Source organism: Streptomyces fulvorobeus (assembly GCF_013167895.1).
GTDB classification, from domain to species: Bacteria; Actinomycetota; Actinomycetes; order Streptomycetales; family Streptomycetaceae; genus Streptomyces; species Streptomyces fulvorobeus.
In genome coordinates this window covers 5,982,729-5,995,260 of record NZ_BLWC01000001.1, presented here as the reverse complement: position 1 = coordinate 5,995,260, position 12,532 = coordinate 5,982,729, and the positions used below count along the sequence as shown (strand labels likewise).

At 74.9% G+C, this 12,532-nt stretch carries 11 protein-coding genes and 1 pseudogene; all 12 read right to left on the bottom strand.

Going from position 1 to position 12,532, the window contains the following annotated elements; translation table 11 throughout:
- Nucleotides 1-48: 48 nt before the first annotated feature.
- The 12 genes and pseudogenes from Sfulv_RS27180 to Sfulv_RS27125 all read right to left on the bottom strand — a co-directional run bounded on the left by Sfulv_RS27180 (nucleotide 49) and on the right by Sfulv_RS27125 (nucleotide 12,524).
- Entirely contained in the window at nucleotides 49-492 is a 444-nt protein-coding gene (locus Sfulv_RS27180; RefSeq protein ID WP_173317088.1) for an STAS domain-containing protein, read from the bottom strand.
- A 606-nt stretch (nucleotides 493-1,098) separates the two neighbouring features.
- Nucleotides 1,099-2,016, bottom strand: coding sequence for a glycosyltransferase family 2 protein (locus tag Sfulv_RS27175; RefSeq protein WP_173317087.1), 918 nt, complete (start codon nucleotides 2,014-2,016; stop codon nucleotides 1,099-1,101).
- On the bottom strand, nucleotides 2,016-2,924 hold the full coding sequence (locus Sfulv_RS27170; protein WP_173317086.1) for a glycosyltransferase family 2 protein: 909 nt from the start codon (nucleotides 2,922-2,924) through the stop codon (nucleotides 2,016-2,018). The genes Sfulv_RS27175 and Sfulv_RS27170 overlap by 1 nt, the downstream gene beginning before the upstream one ends.
- Nucleotides 2,917-3,942 carry a glycosyltransferase family 9 protein gene (locus Sfulv_RS27165; protein WP_173317085.1) on the bottom strand — a complete coding sequence of 342 codons (1,026 nt, stop codon included), beginning with the start codon at nucleotides 3,940-3,942 and terminating at the stop codon, nucleotides 2,917-2,919. Before Sfulv_RS27165 ends, Sfulv_RS27170 begins: the two co-directional genes overlap by 8 nt.
- Nucleotides 3,943-3,946: 4 nt before the next feature.
- Nucleotides 3,947-5,416 (bottom strand): D-glycero-beta-D-manno-heptose 1-phosphate adenylyltransferase, encoded by a 1,470-nt coding sequence (gene rfaE2 / locus Sfulv_RS27160; protein ID WP_173317084.1) that lies wholly within the window; start codon nucleotides 5,414-5,416, stop codon nucleotides 3,947-3,949.
- Nucleotides 5,413-6,048, bottom strand: coding sequence for a D-sedoheptulose-7-phosphate isomerase (locus tag Sfulv_RS27155; RefSeq protein ID WP_173317083.1), 636 nt, complete (start codon nucleotides 6,046-6,048; stop codon nucleotides 5,413-5,415). Before Sfulv_RS27155 ends, rfaE2 begins: the two co-directional genes overlap by 4 nt.
- Nucleotides 6,045-7,286, bottom strand: a complete 1,242-nt coding sequence (locus tag Sfulv_RS27150; RefSeq protein ID WP_173317082.1) for a glycosyltransferase — start codon at nucleotides 7,284-7,286, stop codon at nucleotides 6,045-6,047. The genes Sfulv_RS27155 and Sfulv_RS27150 overlap by 4 nt, the downstream gene beginning before the upstream one ends.
- Complete coding sequence (locus Sfulv_RS27145) at nucleotides 7,283-8,245, bottom strand: glycosyltransferase (protein WP_173317081.1); 963 nt, start codon at nucleotides 8,243-8,245, stop codon at nucleotides 7,283-7,285. The genes Sfulv_RS27150 and Sfulv_RS27145 overlap by 4 nt, the downstream gene beginning before the upstream one ends.
- Complete coding sequence (locus Sfulv_RS27140; RefSeq protein ID WP_173317080.1) at nucleotides 8,242-9,249, bottom strand: glycosyltransferase family 9 protein; 1,008 nt, start codon at nucleotides 9,247-9,249, stop codon at nucleotides 8,242-8,244. Before Sfulv_RS27140 ends, Sfulv_RS27145 begins: the two co-directional genes overlap by 4 nt.
- A complete protein-coding gene (locus Sfulv_RS27135; RefSeq protein ID WP_173317079.1) occupies nucleotides 9,246-9,845 on the bottom strand; it encodes a D-glycero-alpha-D-manno-heptose-1,7-bisphosphate 7-phosphatase in 600 nt (199 codons plus the stop codon). Before Sfulv_RS27135 ends, Sfulv_RS27140 begins: the two co-directional genes overlap by 4 nt.
- 13 nt (nucleotides 9,846-9,858) lie before the next feature.
- A pseudogene (locus Sfulv_RS27130) lies at nucleotides 9,859-10,893 on the bottom strand (glycosyltransferase family 2 protein); the annotation flags it as partial.
- Entirely contained in the window at nucleotides 10,890-12,524 is a 1,635-nt protein-coding gene (locus tag Sfulv_RS27125; RefSeq protein WP_173317078.1) for a carbamoyltransferase family protein, read from the bottom strand. The pseudogene Sfulv_RS27130 and the gene Sfulv_RS27125, both read right to left, overlap by 4 nt.
- Between the last annotated feature and the right edge of the window lie 8 nt (nucleotides 12,525-12,532).

Here is a 12,532-nt window from a genome sequence, read left to right as displayed (position 1 = left end):
CGGTTGGTCGTGTGATCCGGCACGACCGCGGGGGCGGTGTCCGCAGCGCTAGCGGCTGCCGTGCCTGAGCGGCCTGACGTACGGTTCGGTCGCCGCCGCGGTCTGCCGGGCGAGCTGTCCCTGCCGCTCGGCCCGGTCCTGGACCATGCGGCGGAAACCGCTGAACGGCGTGCGCTCACGGGGGTAGGTTCTGCCGTCCGGCAGCTCGGCCACGACTTCCATCACCTGCCGCGGCTGGTCCTGCCAGCCGACAACGACGACCTTGAGACCCCGGCACTCCGCCCGCCGGTGCAGATCGAGGAAGAGCAGGAGACCCGCCGAGTCCATGAAGGGGACTCCGCGCATGTCGAAGACCACCACCGCGGTGCCCGCCGGCACCCTGTCCAGGGCGTGCGCGAGGGGCGTCCTCGCAGCGGCGTCCAGGTCGCCGGCCGCGCTGACCAGAACCGAACTGCCGGTGTGCTGAAACGCTGTTCCGAAAGTGACTGTCACACCTATGTCCTTCGTCCGCCGAGGTGCGTCCAGTTCGCCGTCGGCCAAGATCAGCCACAGAGAATGCCCTACCGGAGGGCGGTCGGCCGCCAGGCGCGCCGACAGCCCCGCGGGGCGACGGGCCGGGCTCGCGCACGCCGTCCCGCTGCTTCTGCTCGTCGTCGGTCATCCAGTTCTCCTGATGGCGGTCCCTGTGCCTGGGCGGGGCCTGGGAGTACCCGCGAAGTCGTCGGCGTGCGCCTACGGTTCGGAACGCGGAGCCCGACGCGGCCGACACCGCGTCTGTTTCCGCCGGCTTCTGCGCGACCGGGTTCCCCCTGTGCGCGACTTCAATCCGGCCCCGCACGGTCCGGCCGGCCGTGTTTGCACCGCGGAGCATGGGTACCCCGTACACACCGTCGCCGACGTACGCGGTGGCGGAGGCGCTGATGGTTGGGACGACAGCCTCAGCGCCGCCCTGTCGCCCCGTCCAGGTTTGGTCCCCTGCCCCGGGGGGACCCGGACCTCGGTCGGCCGGGCGGTCGGCCGGCCACGGTGGACCGGGCCGGGGAGTGGGATTCAGGGGTCTTCCCCGGCCCGGTGACCAGGAGGTCAGGCCGGGGCCGCTCAGCCCACGTACCGGCGAGCGGTTCCCCGTCGCTGTGCGGCCTCCAGGGCGGACAGCTGGGCCTCGATGACGGGAGGGACCGGCAGGCGCTGCCGGAGCACCCAGGGAATGCCCTTTCCCGCGTGGAGGAAGGCGCGTGCCGAGGCCCGGTCCTTCGGCACGGTGGCCAGCAGGTACAGCGTGCGGCGGACCGCCGGTCCCACCGGGCGCCGCAGCCAGGTGAACCAGAGCGTGTTGCGCAGCCCCACGACCCGTCGGGCCGTGCTGTCGCGGACGGGTGACGCGGCATGGTGGATCACCGCATCGGGCAGGTAGGCCAGCCACCAGCCGGCCCGCATGAGGTCCGTCGCCAGCAGTTCCTCCTCGCCTCCGAGCCAGAGCCCCGGATGGAAGCCGCCGGCCTCCCGGAACGCGCTCGTACGCATGACCGTCGCCGCCGCGAGGAACGAACCGATGGCGGGCCCCGGCAGCCAGGACGGCCCCGTCAGCGGCGAGTCGCGGAGCTCGGCGACGACCGGGTCGTCCACACCGGCCGGTTCCACGACGATCCTGGCGGTCACGGCGGCGAGCCGTTCGTGCGCGTCCAGCCGGTCCGCCGCGAGCCGCAGGGACCCCGGTTCCCACCAGGTGTCGTCGTCGCAGAAGGCCACGTACGGCGTGCGGACCTGGCGTACCGCCAGGTTGCGGCCGATCGCGCCGAGGTTCTCCCCCGGGGTGAGCAGCAGGACCTCCGGGAAGGACTCGGCCACCGCCCCGGCCGTGCCGTCGTCGGACGCGTTGTCCGTCACGACGACGGGCGGCCTCTCCGGCAGTTGTGCCAGCAGGCCGAGGGTGTGCAGGAGTTCGGGGCGGCGGTTGCGGGTGATGACCACCACCGTGATCCGCGGGTCGGGTGTGAACGGTCCGGCCTCGGACATCAGCAGTCCCCTTCGCGCGCGTCGTTCTCCAGCAGTCGGATCTGGGTCTCCACCCACGCGGGGAGGGGGTGGCGGCGGCGCAGGGCCGCCGGCATCCGGGCCAGGGACTCGCCAAGGACCCGGCGGGTCCCGGGCCGACGCAGGGCGCAGTCCCTCAGCAGGCCGGCCGTCCGCCCCGCGGCGACCGGGAGCGGCCGGCGGAGCCAGGTGGTGAGCAGGGCGTTGCGCCGCAGGGCGACGTCCCGTCCGGGCCGTTCCCCGGGATCGGGGCCGTGGTGGGCGAGCAGGGCGGGTTCGTACACGACGCCCCAGCCCGCCGCCGTCAGGTCGTAGGCCAGCAGGGTCTCCTCACCGCCGAAGAAGAGCAGGCCGTGGTAGCCGCCTGTCTCCAGGAACGCGGTCCGGCGGACGACGGAGGCGCAGGCGAGGAATCCGAGGACGGGGGTGCCGGGCAGGTCGGCACGCCTGGGCAGCGGGGAACGGGCGAGTACGGCGTTGAGCGGGTCGTCCGAGTGGCCGGGTTCCACCAGGGTGCGGGCGGCCAGCAGGCCGAGCCGGGGCCAGGTGTCGAAGAGGTCCGCCGCCGTCTCCAGGGCCCCGGGCTCCCACCAGGAGTCGTCGTCGCTGAAGGCCACGTAGGGCGTGGTGGCCTGGCGGACGGCCAGGTTGCGCCCCACGGCCCCGGTGTTGTGTCCCGGCGTCAGCAACCGCGCCCGCGCGGGGTGGGAGCGCACCGCCTCGTCCGTGCCGTCGGTCGAGCCGTTGTCGACCACGACGACCGGTGGCCGCTCCGGCAGCGCGGCCAGCCGGTCCAGGGTCCTGAGCAGGCTCCGGCGCCGGTTGCGGGTGATGATCGCGACGGTGGTCCGGGCGTCCGCGCCGGAGGAGAGGGGCTGACTCTCAGACATGCGCGGTCACTCCCTCCGTGGAGTGCCCGTACCGCAGGGTGCTCAGCGCGGCGGCGAGCACCTGTGCGGCTCCGAGGCGCAGGAGCAGCGGGTCCGGCCGGGTGGCGTGCGGGTCGCCCGGCGGGCCCGGGTGCCAGAGCGCGGTGTGGCGGCGGCCGGCGGGAGGCCCCCACAGTCCGGGTGCGACCGGTCCGAAGAGGGTCACCGACGGGGTGCCGTGCGCGAAGGCGAGGTGGGCGGGGCCGGTGTCGCCGCTGACGAGGAGCGCGGCGCGGGCGACGAGGGCGGACAGGTCGTCGAAGGTGAGGGTGCCCGCGAGGTTGTCCCTGGGTTCGAGTCCGGCGCGCTGGGCCACCGCCGCGCAGAGCGCCTCCTCCCCCGGGCCGCCGCTGAGGACGACGCGCCGTCCGGCGTCCCTGAGTCCGGCGGCGACGGCCGCGTAGCGGTCGGCGGGCCAGCGCCGGGCTGCCGAGTCGGCCCCCGGGTGCAGGACGACGGCCCCGGGGGCCTTCGAGGGCGGGGCGGGCGGCTCGATGCGTACGTCGTCGGGGTCCGCCGGGACTCCGTACGCCGTCAGGAACCGGCACCAGCGCCGCCGTTCGTGTTCGCCGGCCCGCCAGCGCGGGGGCGCCGGGTGTCCCGGCTCGGGGCATGCGTACGAGAGCAGCCGGCCGGGGGTGAGGGCGGCGAGGGCCCGGTGGCTCAGCGGGCCGTTGCCGTGCAGGTCGATGGCGAGGACCGGCGGCGGACCGGCCCAGTGGGTGAGAGAGGGCACCTGGCGGCCGTTGTCCGCGGTGGTGAAGTGGGTGTCGACCGCCCCGGTCGCCCGGACGGCCGGGGCCAGCCCGGCGGGCGCCGCGAGCACGATCTCGTGTGTGGGGAACGCGCGCCGTACCCCGCGCAGCGCCGGTACGCCCGCCAGCAGGTCTCCGAGTCCCAGGGCGCGCAGCACCAGGACGGTGGGCCGCCGGGGCACAGGGCCCGCCGTCCGGTGCGTGCCGTCCGCGGGGCAGGTCACCGGTTCACCGCCGCGGCGAGGGTGCGGGGCGGGGCTCCTTGCCGGGGGCGCGCGAGGCGCGTTCCACGAGGCGGGTGCTTGAGCGGCCGTCGAGGTAGGGCAGGAGGACCACCTGTCCGCCCCAGCTCTCCAGGAGGGTGGCCTCGGGGAGGTCGGAGAGCGCGTAGTCACCGCCCTTGGCCCAGACGTCCGGCCGCAGTTCGGCCAGCAGCCGTTCCGGGGTGTCCTCGTCGAAGACCACGACGGCGTCGACGCAGTCCAGTGCTTCGAGGACCTTGACCCGGTCGACGGCGGTCACCACGGGGCGTCCGTCGCCCTTGCGGCGCCGTACGGAGGCGTCGGAGTTGACGCAGACGACGAGGCAGTCGCCCACTTTCCTGGCGGCCTGGAGGAGTTCGACGTGCCCGGCGTGCAGCAGGTCGAAGCAGCCGCCCGCCGCCACGACCGTGCCCCGGTTCTCCCGGACGCGCCGCACGAGTGCGTACGCCCCGCCGGCGGGTTCCCGGTCCGTGGTGTCCGGGTCGTCGGGGGTGGCCGGCTCGTCCGGGGCGCCCCGGTGCAGGACCGTGTGGGCCCCGCCGTCGGCGACGAACCGGGCGGCGGCTTCCACCGCTTCCCGTACGGCGACCTCGGGGAGTTCACCGTCGGCGAGCCGGCCCGCGACGGTGACGGCGAACCTGTCACCCGCCCCGCAGCAGTCTCCGCTCGCCCGCCAGGGCGCGGGTACCAGCAGCGGGGTGCCGCCCTGGCACAGCAGGGCGCCGTCCTCGCCCAGGGTCACCACCACCGAGGTGACATCCCAGGCGCCGAGCAGCCGCCGGGCGTCCGATGCGGCCGTCCGCAGCGCGTTGCGGGCCCGGTCCCGTCCGTCCGGGTGCCCGGCGGGTCCGGGTGCGGCGGGGCCCGCGAAGTGGCGGGCCTCCGAGGCGGCGGGCGTGGCGAGCCTGGTCCCGGGCACCGGCGGGCCGCCCGCGGGGTGCGGGTCCCAGACGACCGGGGTGTGGGCGGCCTTCCGCGTCAGGGCGTCGCGCAGGACGTCGGCGGTGCCCCGGCCGTAGTCGGCCACCAGGACCCCGTGCGCGCCCGCCACGGCGTCCTCGGCCTCCGCGGTGGTGTGCACGGCACGACCGTCGCCGTCGTCGAGCCTGAGCATCGGGCGGCCGTCCGCCATGAGCCGGGTCTTGCAGGCCAGCGTGCCGTCGAGGGGGATCTCCACGAGGCGGACCCGGTCCTTGAGCAGCGCCCTCACCTCGTGGGACGCCTCGTCGTCGCCGAGGGCGGTGACGAGGGTGATCTCCCTGCCGTCCGCGGCCCCCAGGCACGCGGCCAGTGCCGCGCCGCCGGGCCGGGTGCGGCGCTCGGGGTGCCCGACGACGGGAACGGGCGCGTCCGGGGCGAGCCGTTCGGCGTGGCCCGAGATGTCGCGGTCGAGCAGGGTGTCACCGACGACGAGGAGCGGGGTGGGGGGCTTCATACGGGGTCCTCCTCGGGCCGGGTGCCGTTCGCGGTCCCCGGCCGTCCGTTCCGCCGGGCGGCGCGGGCGGCGATCTCGCGGTCGAAGCTCTCGCAGATCATGTGGACGGCGACGAGGTGCAGTTCCTGGACCGTGGCGGACACCGCCGCCTCGACGCACAGGGCCTCGTCGCTCGACGCGGCCAGCGGGTTGGGCGCGGGACCGGTCAGGGCCCAGACCGGCATCCCGATCCGCATGGCCTCGGTGGCGGCGGTCAGCAGGTTGGCGCTGGCTCCGCTGGTGGACAGCAGCATCAGCACATCGCCGGGACGGCCGTGCGCGCACGTCTGACGGGCGAACACCTCGTGGACGCCGTAGTCGTTGGCGATCGCGGTCGTGGAGGAGGTGTCCGCGTGCAGGGCGAGCGCCGAGAAGGCGGGGCGGTCGTCGCGGTAGCGGCCGACGATCTCGGCGGTCAGGTGCTGAGCCTGCGCCGCACTGCCGCCGTTGCCGGCCACGAGCAGCCGGCCGCCGCCGGACAGGACGCGGGCCAGTGCCGCGCCCCACCGCTCCGTCACCCCCGCCGAGCGGCGGAAGGCCGGGAGCGCGCGCTCCAGATCGTCGCAGTGCTGGCCGGGAGCGATGAGCTTCATCGTGCCACCTCCGAAGGCTGGGGTACGGGGCAGAGTTGGGCGTAGACCCGTGCGACGCCGTCGGCCACCTCGTCCCAGGTGTACCGGGCCAGCGCATGGGACCGTCCGGCCGCGCCGTAACGGGCGCGGCGGTCCGGGTCGTCGAGCAGGGAGCGGATCGTGGCCGCGAGGTCGTGGCCCGCGGTCTCGACGGGCGGTACCAGGGTGCCGGTCACGCCGTCGACCACCGTGTCCAGCTGGCCGCCGACGGCCGTGGCCACGACCGGTGTGCCACAGGCCATCGCCTCGATGGGGACGATGCCGAACGGCTCGTAGCGCGGGAGCGACAGCAGCAGGTCGGCGCTGGACATGAGGTGCGGCATCATGTCCTGCGGTACGCAGCCCAGGAGTCTCACCCGTTCGGTGACCCCGTACTCGGACGCGGTCTTCCGCAGCCGCTCGGCCTCGGGGTCGGCGAACAGCAGGGGGGCTTCCGGGCCGCCCGCGATGAGCAGTTCGGCGTCCGGGACGTCGGCCAGGGCCTTGATCGCGCGGTCGAACCCCTTGCGCGGGACGAGCCTGCCGACGGAGAGGAGCCGGTGGGGCGCCCCGGGCGGCCGGCCGGCCGTGGGTACGGGTGCAAAACGCGCGGTGTCGACCCCGCAGGGCACGACGCTGATCCGGGTACGCGGGACGCCCATGGCGACGAGCTCGTTCACCTCGTCGGCGCAGGTCGCGACGATCCGGTCGGCTTCCCGTCCGATGCGCGCTTCCAGGTCGACGCGTTCGTGCGGGCTGGTGTCCTCGGTGCCCTGGTAGCGCCGCTTCACGGTGCCCAGTGCGTGGAACGTCTGGACGACGGGGATGCCCGACTCCCTCGCCCCGGCGAGGGCGGCCAGGCCGGACATCCAGAAGTGGGCGTGTACGACGTCCGGACGGGCGAGCCGCCACATGCGCGAGAGGTAGGCGCCGAACTCGGGCATCCACACCAGCAGTTCGTCCTTGGGTACGGCGGTCGGCGGGCCGGCGGGCACGTGGACGACCTTGACCCCCTCCGGCGTGCGCACCATCGTCGGGGTGCCGGTGCGGTCGCGTCGGGTGTACACGGTGACGTCGTGTCCGCGCCGTGCCAGCCGGCCGGCCAGCTGCGCCACGTAGACGTTCTGGCCGCCCGCGTCGGGGCCGCCCAGTTCGGCGAGGGGACTGGCGTGCTCGGACACCAGGGCGATCCGGCCGGGGCGAGGCTTGGGATACGTCATCGCGTGACCTCTTTCATGAGTCGTTCCCAGTCGTCCAGGAACCGCTGGACTCCGTACCTGGCTCGGGCGGCGGCCCGTGCCCTGCCTCCGGTCCGCTCGGCGTGGCCGGCGTCCGCGAGGAAGTGGCGCAGGGCCTCGCGGAGCACTTCGGGCCGGTTGGACACCACCCCGGCGTCCGGCGGTACCGCCTCCTGGACCTCCGTCGTCGCCAGCGCGACGACGGGCATGCCGAGGAACATCGCTTCGAGGAGCGAGAGCCCCAGCGAGGTCCACCGCACGGGGTGCAGATAGACCCGGCAGCGCGCCATGGCGGGGTGGAGGGCGCTCTGCGGGAGATCGGAGGTGCGGCACAGCTCCGGCGTGAGGCGGAGGTGGCGGGCCAGCCCTTCCGTACCCATGCCGAAGACGTCGAGCGGCGCCGCGGCGGCGAAGCCGGGCAGCAGGTCCGTACCGGTTGTACGGCCGCGCCGTACGGGTTCGTTGACGACCACGGCGGCTCGGGGCTCGGTACCGGTCCACAGGTGTCCGGGGTCGATGATGCCGTGCTCGATGACGCTGGTCGGGGCGCGGCCGTTGTCCCACATCAGCCGGTTGAAGTGGGTGACGTGGACGAGGGGGATGTCCGGCCGGCCGGCGAGCGGGTGCACGGTGTCCACGGCGCTCTCGTGCGGGCTGTTGTGCTCGACGTACACGGCGGGGACGTCCTTGCCCGGCCGCCGCCCGGTCCAGGCGTGGGCGAGATCGATCTCGTGCGGCCGTTGCAGGACGACGAGGTCGATCGGGCAGCTCCGGAGTTCCTCGGGGGTGCGTTCGAGTACGGTGCCGGGCCAGGCCCAGGTGCGGGCGCGGCCGAGGCCGTCGGGCCCGCGGTCGGGTGTCACGGGGACGAGGTAGGTGTGCGGCCCCTGGACGAAGGAGGTCAGCCACGAACCGTGCACGTGCCAGATCAGGATGTTCATGAGCTCACCTTCAGTAGCTTGTGCACGGCGCTCAGCACGTCTTCCGGGGTGACGCCGTTCAGACAGGGGTGCCCGGGGACCGGGCAGTTGCGGGCCCTCGTGTCGGCGCACGGCGCGCGCTGGTCGCCGAGCAGCACGGAGGGGACGCCGAACGGTGCCCAGCGCGAGGCGGGCACGACGGGTGCGAAGAGGGAGACGACCGGGGTGCCGACGGCGGCGGCGAGGTGGGCCGGGCCGGTGTTCCCGCAGACGAGCACGTCGGCGCCGTACAGCACCCCGGCCAGCGTCCGGGGGCTCGTACGCCCGCCGAGGTCGATGGCCACGTCACCGGCGACCTGCCGGGTGAGCCCGGTCTCGCCCGGCCCTCCGGTCACGACGACCCGGTGTCCCGCGTCGGCGAGCAGCAGGACCGCCTGCGCGTGCCGTCCGGCGTCCCAGGAGCGGGCCTGGGCGCTGGCACCGGGGTGTACGACGACGTAGGGGCCGTTGCCCGTGAGCGGGACGGTGTCGGGCGTCGGCAGGACGCGCAGGCGGCCGTCGTCACCCGCCCGGGGCTGGAAGCCCATGGCCACGGCGGTGTCCAGGGCCGCCTGCGCCTCGTGCCGGCCCGGGAGCCGCTGGTGGCGCACGTCGAGCAGGTGGCCCGCGTGGTCGACGCTGTCGGCGCCGATCCTGCGGACTCCGGCGAGGCGGAGCAGCAGGGCGGCGGGGAGCGGGCTCTGGTGGAAGGAGGTCAGCACGAGCGCCGCCTCGAAGGCCCGTTCGCGCAAGGTCTCCACCAGCCCCATGACGTCGGCCTCGTCGACCGGAGGCGGATGGGTGCCCTCCCACGGCGCCTGCCAGACGATGACGTCGTCGACCCCGGGGAGCATCCGCGCGGCGGGTTCGCCCAGGGGGCCGCAGACCACGGTGAGGTGTGAGGCGTGTTCGGCCGCGGCCCGTACGGCAGGCCCGGCGAGCAGCACGTCACCGAAGCTGTCGAGGCGTACGACGAGTACCTTCATGCCGGCCGCCGGTGGGTCCGGGAGGCGGGTGCCGGGCGGGCCAGCAGGCGCAGGACGGCGCTCAGGACGTCATGGGCCGGTTCGGCCTCCGCGGCGATCTCCTCGGGCCGGGTCGCCGTGTTGGGTACGAGAACGCCCTCGGCGCCGGCCGCCCTGGCCGCGTGCACGTCGGCCGCGATGTCGCCGATGAGCACGCAGTCCTGCGGTCGCACGCCGAGGCGCCGGGCCGCGTCGGTGACGAGTCCGGGGCGCGGTTTACGGCAGGGGCATCCGGTGTCCGGGTGGTGGGGGCAGTAGACCCAGACGTCGAAGGGCCCGATCAGTTCGTCGACACGGAGGTTGACCCGGCGTACCTCGTCGTGGGTGAGCAGGCCGCGTCCGATGCCGGACTGGTTGCTGACCACTCCGGTCGCCATCCCCGCCTCGCGTACGAGCCGGACGGCTTCGGCCGCGCCCGGGACCGGGCGGACCCGTTCGGGGTCGCCGTTGTAGGGCACGTCGTGGACCAGGGTGCCGTCGCGGTCGAAGAGGACGGCGGCGGGCCGGAGCGGTTTCGGGCCGTCCTTCGGCGTCGGTCTGTGCCGGGCGGCGGTCATCGGCGGCCTCCCCGGGGGTGGCACGGCGGTGGCGGAGCCGGCCGGCGGCCCAGTGGCGTACGGCCAGGGGCGGGATCAGGGCGCTCGTCGCGACCATGGTGGTGACCTCGTCGGCGGTGCGCGGTCCGGGTGCGATGCGCGCCCAGGCGAACTCCGCGGTGCCCAGGGCCCAGAGCGCCGCGGCCGCGGCCGCCGCCCGGCGGCGTCCCGCCAGGGCGAGACCCGCGGCGGCGGCGCCCGCCGCGGTGACCGCGAGGTGGCGGGGCAGGCGGCCGCGGGGGGCAGCGGCCCTGGACCACCAGTCGGGGCCGTGGACGCGGCTCATCAGGGCGTCGTCCGCGTTGCCGCGCTGGGTGCGCAGGGACACCCAGCGGTCCGCGGGTCTGACGGGGTGCAGGGTGGAGCGTGTTCCGCCGGTCAGCGTCCAGCCCGCGTCCATCAGGCGCAGGGCGAGGTCGGCGTCCTCCCGGAAGGCGCGCGGGAAGCGTTCGTCGAAGCCGCCGGCGTCCCGGACGGCTTCCGTGCGGAAGGCCATGTCCGCCGTTGCCCAGGCGGCCCGTTCCAGTCCGGCCGTGCAGCGCTCCCAGTCCGTGGGCCTGCGGTCGTCGGGGAGGGGCACCGTCAGTCTGCCCTGCACACCGGCGGTCCCGGCACCCGCGGTGGCGAGGTCGTGGGCGAGTCTGGTCCCCCAGTCGGGCAGCACGCGGACGTCGTCGTCGAGGAAGACCACCCAGGGGGTGGTCACTTCGCGCAGTCCCGCGTTGCGGGCCGCAGCCGGGCCACGGCCCCGGGTGGCCAGCACCCGGACGCGGTCGGTCAGCAGGCCGGCTCCACGGGTGTCCGGGAGCCCGTCGGGGGACGGCCGGTCGTCGACGAGGAGCACCTCGTACGGCGGTGGCCCGGCCGCGGCGGCCAGGGCCCGCAGGCAGTCGTCCAGGCACGGGCGGCCGATGGTGGGGATGACCACCGAGTACGGCTCGGCCGGCGGCTGTCCGTGCGCGTCGTGGACCGGGTCATCGGCCCGGCTCCCGCTGGGCCCGGCCGTCATGTGAACGCCTTGGAACGGCGGATGATGAAGGGGCCGATCGCCAGCAGGTCGACCGGCGCCGACCCGAAGCACTCCAGCGCCTCCCGGGGGTGGTCGACCATGGGCCGGCCGGCGGTGTTGAGGCTGGTGTTCACGACGACCGGCAGCCCGGTGCGCTGCTCGAACGCGGTGAGCATCCGGGCGACGAGCGGTTCGGTGGCGCGGTCCACGGTCTGGACGCGGGCCGTCCCGTCGACGTGGACCACGGCCGGGATGCGCGGCCGCCAGTCCTCGGCGACGTCGTGGACGAAGAGCATGTACGGGCTGGGCAGCGGCCCGTCGAAGAGTTCGGCCGCCCGTTCGGCGAGCACCATGGGCGCGACGGGGCGGAACTCCTCCCGTCCCTTGACCGCGTTCAGCCGCTCCAGGTTGTCGGCCCTGCCGGGGTGGGCGAGCAGGGAGCGGTGTCCCAGAGCGCGCGGCCCGAACTCGCTCCGGCCCTGGAACCAGGCGACGATGCCGTCCTGGGCCAGTTCCTCCGCGACCGCGGCGGCCACGTCGCCCGGTTCCTCGAAGGGCAGCGCCGCCGCCTCCAGCATGCGGCGCAGTTCCTCGTCGCCCCAGCCCCGGCCGAGGGCGGCGGTGCTCATCGGCTGTACCGGTCCCTGTTCCGCCGCGACGTGGACTGCCGCGCCGAGCGCCGTCCCGGCGTCACCTGCGGCCGGCTGGACCCAGATGTCGTCGAACGGGCCCTCCCGGTGCAGCCGGGAGTTGGCCACGCAGTTCAGTGCCACTCCCCCGGCGAGCGCGAGACGGGAGGAGCCGGTGCGTTCGTGGAGCCACCGGGCCAGGTCCAGGACCGTGTCCTCCAGACAGCGCTGGGCGCTGGCGGCGAGGTCGGCGTGGTCCGCGCTGTACGGGTCGCCGGGCCTCCTGCGCGGCGCGAACCGGCTCCAGTCGACGCCGTGGGCACGGAAGCCTCCGTCCCCGAGGCCGTGGACCTGCTCGCGGAGCTGCCCGGAGAAGCGGGGTGTGCCGTAGGAGGCGAGGGCCATCACCTTGAACTCGTCGCTGCTGCGCAGGAATCCGAGGTGATCGGTGAGGTCCTCGTAGAAGAGGCCGAGCGAGTCAGGGAGCGGCTGGAAGTTCAGGACGTCGAGACGGCCGCCGGTGTAGTTCCCCGCGAGCTGGGAGGAGCATTCGCCGCGCCCGTCGAGCACCAGGACCGCGCAGTCGCCGAGGGGCGCGGCGAGTCCGGCGGAGGCGGCGTGCGCCACGTGGTGGGCGACGAAGCGGACCTTGGCCGGGTCGAGGCCGGGCAGCGCTTCGGCGAGGAACTCGGGGGCGCGCCGGGCGTAGAGCTGGCGCAGGTGGTCCCATGGGTCGTCGAGCCCCATCTGCTCGGCGGGCAGAGCCAGTCCGGGGTCGTAGGAGTACGCGACCGCGTCGAGGTCCGCCGGGGTGAGCCCGGCCTTCTCCAGACACCAGCGGGCCGACAGCTCCGGCAGTTCCCATGCGGAGAACGGAAGGGGCCGCTTGCCGTGCTTGCGCCTGCTGAAGCGCTCCTCCTCGGCGGCGGCGACGATCTGCCCGTCGATGACGAGGGCGGCTGACGGGTCGTGGAACAGGGCGTTGATGCCGAGCACACGCATGCGCAGGC

Bases quoted from the DNA above. Each gene is read 5' to 3' on its own strand.
- Sfulv_RS27150 (WP_173317082.1), bottom strand. From the start codon at position 7,286: ATGACGTATCCCAAGCCTCGCCCCGGCCGGATCGCCCTGGTGTCCGAG.
- rfaE2 (WP_173317084.1), bottom strand. From the start codon at position 5,416: ATGAAGCCCCCCACCCCGCTCCTCGTCGTCGGTGACACCCTGCTCGAC.
- Sfulv_RS27175 (WP_173317087.1), bottom strand. From the start codon at position 2,016: ATGTCCGAGGCCGGACCGTTCACACCCGACCCGCGGATCACGGTGGTG.
- Sfulv_RS27145 (WP_173317081.1), bottom strand. From the start codon at position 8,245: ATGAACATCCTGATCTGGCACGTGCACGGTTCGTGGCTGACCTCCTTC.
- Sfulv_RS27170 (WP_173317086.1), bottom strand. From the start codon at position 2,924: ATGTCTGAGAGTCAGCCCCTCTCCTCCGGCGCGGACGCCCGGACCACC.
- Sfulv_RS27125 (WP_173317078.1), bottom strand. From the start codon at position 12,524: ATGCGTGTGCTCGGCATCAACGCCCTGTTCCACGACCCGTCAGCCGCC.
- Sfulv_RS27155 (WP_173317083.1), bottom strand. From the start codon at position 6,048: ATGAAGCTCATCGCTCCCGGCCAGCACTGCGACGATCTGGAGCGCGCG.
- Sfulv_RS27140 (WP_173317080.1), bottom strand. From the start codon at position 9,249: ATGAAGGTACTCGTCGTACGCCTCGACAGCTTCGGTGACGTGCTGCTC.
- Sfulv_RS27135 (WP_173317079.1), bottom strand. From the start codon at position 9,845: ATGACCGCCGCCCGGCACAGACCGACGCCGAAGGACGGCCCGAAACCG.